The following is a 3,582-nucleotide window of genomic DNA, read 5'->3' as shown; positions in this document are numbered from 1 at the left end:
GGTCTATTTCCAGAAATCATAGAAATTGAACCAGTTGTAGGGGGAGGTCAGGGCGTATTGCTCCAGCCGGTCGGCGAAGCGTCCGGCCGCCCAGCGCACAAGGCCCGGCCGGTCCTGGACCGGCCAATCCTGCTTTTTCAGGTCCGAGAAATCGGCGATCCGCTCGAAATGGACGTCGTAGCGCCGTCCGCCGCGATAGATCCCGACCATCAGCACCACCGGCCGCTTCAGCATCGCCGCCAGCTGGAAGGGGCCGAGCGCGAAACCGGCCGGCTGGCCGAGGAAGGGCAGGCGGACCTCCTCCTCGCCATCCAAGGTGCGGTCGGCGAGCATCCCGACGAAATGTCCCTGGTCCAGCCTTTCACGCACGCGCAGCATCGAATCCGGCCGGCCCAGTGCGATCACCTCCATCGACAACAGCGGGTTGATGGCGTTTAGCACCGAATTGATCTTGCGCGCATTCTCCTCGTACATCACCAGGCTGACGCGCAGGTCCCGCTGGCGGTGGCCCAGCATGCGGATCGCCTCGAAGCTGCCCATATGGGCGCCGAGCAGCAGGCAGCCCTCCCCCCGCTGCATCAGGTCGATGACGATGTCCTCGCCATGGACGCGGATGTCGAAATCGTCGGACTGGTCGTTCAGGAAGAAGACGCGGTCGAGCAGGCAGGCGGCGAAGACGTGATAGTGCCGGAACAGGTCGCCGAAGCCGGGCCGGCGGCCCAGCGCCTTGGACAGGAACAGGGCCGAGGCCCGGCGCGGCTTGCGTGAGAACAGGACGAAATAGAGGCAGATCGGATAGAGCAGCAGCCTTGCCGCCCGCCGGCCGAGCCGCAGCGCAACCCAGACGATGAATTTGATGGCGGCGGTGGTGCTGCGCTCCGGCCGATTCATCCACTCCTTGCGGCGGCGGCGCAGTGGCGTCGGTCCGATGGGGGAGGCTGCTGTCTCGGCCCCGGTTTCACCGGTTGGCTTGGCGCGCAGGGGGAGCTTCATGAGGTCACGCTGTCGGCCAGGAGGTCGCCGACCAGGAGGGCGCCGGTCATCACGGGGCGGCCATCCACGTTGCCGGTGAAGGCGATGCCGCCTGCCGGCCCGGCTTGCCATTCGACCAGCATCCGTTCGCCGGGGCGGACCGGGGACAGGAATTTGGCGGAGCGCAGGCGGCAGGGGCCGGGGGCGAGGCCTTCCGCCGCCGCGATGGCGGTCAGGGCGCTGTCGAGCAGGACCGCACCCGGAATGATCGGGTTGCCGGGGAAATGGCCGGCGGCGGTCGGATGGTCGGCGGGGAAGTGGAGCTCGGTCTGGTTCGGCACGGGCGGCGGCACCTAGTCGGGCCGGCGGTCGTCGAGCATCCTCAGCAATGCCTCTCGCGGCAGTTTGCCGGTCGGGTTGCGTGGCAGGGCATCGACGAAGCGCAGGGGACGCGGCAGGAAGATCGGGTCGATCCGCTCGCGCAGGCGGGCCAGCAGGGTCTCGGCGGTCAGGCTGGGCGCCACCACCAGGGCGGCGAGGCGGGTGGTTCCGCTGTCCCCTTCCCGTGGCATGAAGAAGACACCGTCCGTCACCCCGTCCACCGAATTCAGATGGTGGTTGAGGAAGGCGAGCGAGCTGCGCTTGCCGGCGATGTTGACCTGATCGGCGGAGCGGCCGTGCAGGACGAAGCGGGTGTCGCTCTTCAGCTCGATCACGTCGGCCAGCAGCGTCTCGCCGTCGAGGAAGTCGCCGGATGCCCAGGTGCCCTGCTCGTCCTGGCGCAGGCGGATGCCGTCGATGCACAGCCACTCCGCCGTGGCGCTGGTGCGGCGGACGGCGAGCTGGCCGGTTTCCGAACAGCCGTAGATCTCGTGCAGCGGGGCGCCCAGCCGGGCTTCGGCGTCGATGGCGAGTTGCGGGGCCAGGGGAGCGGTGGCGCAGAGGATGACGTCGAGCGGCGGCAGATCGATGCCGTCGGCCAGCAGGGCCTGGAGATGGACCGGCGTGGTGACCAGGATGCGGCGGCCGGGCAGGTCGGCGAGGCAGGCGGCGATGTCGGCTGGGAAAAGGGGGCGGCTGCCATGCAGGACCAGCCCATGCTGGAGCGCCAGCAGGATGACCGATTCCAGACCGTACATGTGCTGATGCGGCACGGTGCCGACCAGACCGGCAGGGCCGAGCGCCGCGATTTCCAGCGCGGTGCCGGCGCCAAGGACGCTGCGGACCAGGGTGCCCCAGCTCTTCACCTGCGGCATCGGCCGGCCGGTGGAGCCGGAGGTGAAGGCGATGGCCGCCACCTGATCGGCCGGGAAGGCAAGGTCGGCATCGAAGGGCGATCCGCTCAGGCTGTCGAGGCCGTTCGCGGGCAGCGCCTCGACGCAGGCCATGCCGGGATAGCTGGCACCAGCGTCGGTCAGGCAGATCAGGTTCGGATAGCTTTCCTCCAGCTGGCGCAGCGTCGCTGGGGTGTCGTTGGGAGGATGCAGACAGATCTGCCGGCGCAGCAGGGCGGCACCCAACCCGACCGCGAAGCCGAGGCGGTCGCCGCACAGGTTCAGCAGATAGGCGCCGTCGGGCAGGCGGCGGGCCAGATCGCGCACGGCGGCGAGATAGGCGCGCACCGTCACCGATTTGCCGTCATGCCACGCGAACAGGGCGCCGGGGCTGTCGTGGCGCAGCAGCGGCAGGCGGGTGGTGGACAGCATCGTCATGGCGGAAGCATCATGGATTTGGCCGCTCCGAAAAGACGCGGACGACATCGGCGATGGAGCCGTGGGGGTAATTCCAGAACCTGCGCAGGCGATAGGCGTATTCCGTCAGGAACATCGCGGCGACCAGCGGCAGGTCGAGGACGTTGATGAAGAAGGACCAGACCGCGGGCGGGGCGAAGGCGAACAGCAGGGCTGACATCGCCAGCTGGCCGGCGAAGAACAGGCACCAGGCGATGGTGACGCGGCGGGTGTAGACCAGCATCTCGTCGGTCAGACTGCCGCGGATGCGCTGGGCGATCCAGGCGATCAACGGCTCCCGCCCGGCCAGCAGGGTGCGGCCGAACAGGGTGAGCAGCCCGACATAGATGGCGGCATGGCCGATCGCCGACGCCGCCAGCAGCCCGTCGCGGGCGGAGCGCCAGGACAGGCCGAACAGGGCGATGGCACCGGCGAACGCGATCCAGCGGAAGCGTGGCGCCGCGCGGCCGACGACCAGCCCGGTCACGCCGGCCTGCACCAGCGCGAGGATCAGGGCGGTGTCGGCGTCGAGCTCGGCGACGATGGCGCCATGGACCAGCAGCGGGTAGAGCGCGAAGAGCGACAGGCCGGCGGTCGCCATGGCCCCTCCCCTGGTCCAGGCGGCGGCGGACGGCATCAGGCGGCTTTGAGCTGCTGGATGTGGCTGTTCAAGGTGCGCAGCGAGGTAAAGATCTTGGTGTTGTTCTCGTCGTCCGCCCGCAGCTTCACCCCGTAGGTCTTCGAGACGGCGAGCGCCACCTCCAGGATGTCGATGGAATCGAGGCCCAGCCCTGCGCCATAGAGGGGGGCGTCCGGGTCGACGTCCTCCGGGGCTGTTTCCAGCGTGAGGGTATTCACGATCAGTGTCGCCAGATCGAGT

Annotated in this window: 5 protein-coding genes; all 5 read right to left on the bottom strand. The window is 68.9% G+C overall.

From position 1 onward, the window contains the following. Nucleotides 1-3 precede the first annotated feature (3 nt). From I71_RS26820 to I71_RS26800, 5 genes are read right to left on the bottom strand one after another with little or no spacing between them, the layout of a single operon-like run. Nucleotides 4-993 carry a hypothetical protein gene (locus I71_RS26820; protein ID WP_083897419.1) on the bottom strand — a complete coding sequence of 330 codons (990 nt, stop codon included), beginning with the start codon at nt 991-993 and terminating at the stop codon, nt 4-6. Continuing rightward, a complete protein-coding gene (locus I71_RS36925; RefSeq protein WP_042701160.1) occupies nt 990-1,313 on the bottom strand; it encodes a hypothetical protein in 324 nt (107 codons plus the stop codon). Before I71_RS36925 ends, I71_RS26820 begins: the two co-directional genes overlap by 4 nt. 12 nt (nt 1,314-1,325) lie before the next feature. Next, on the bottom strand, nt 1,326-2,684 hold the full coding sequence (locus tag I71_RS26810; protein WP_042701154.1) for an AMP-binding protein: 1,359 nt from the start codon (nt 2,682-2,684) through the stop codon (nt 1,326-1,328). Nucleotides 2,685-2,694: 10 nt separating this feature from the next. Next, nucleotides 2,695-3,303 (bottom strand): hypothetical protein, encoded by a 609-nt coding sequence (locus I71_RS35295; RefSeq protein WP_049976353.1) that lies wholly within the window; start codon nt 3,301-3,303, stop codon nt 2,695-2,697. A gap of 35 nt (nt 3,304-3,338) precedes the next feature. Next, the gene (locus I71_RS26800; protein WP_049976355.1) at nt 3,339-3,575 is read right to left on the bottom strand and encodes a phosphopantetheine-binding protein; all 237 of its coding nucleotides are present in this window, start codon (nt 3,573-3,575) and stop codon (nt 3,339-3,341) included. Nucleotides 3,576-3,582 lie beyond the last annotated feature (7 nt).

Origin of the sequence: Azospirillum sp. B506, from assembly GCF_000333595.1 — a bacterium.
In the GTDB taxonomy this organism is placed as follows: domain Bacteria; phylum Pseudomonadota; class Alphaproteobacteria; order Azospirillales; family Azospirillaceae; genus Azospirillum.
This window is presented reverse-complemented; position numbering and strand designations above follow the sequence as displayed.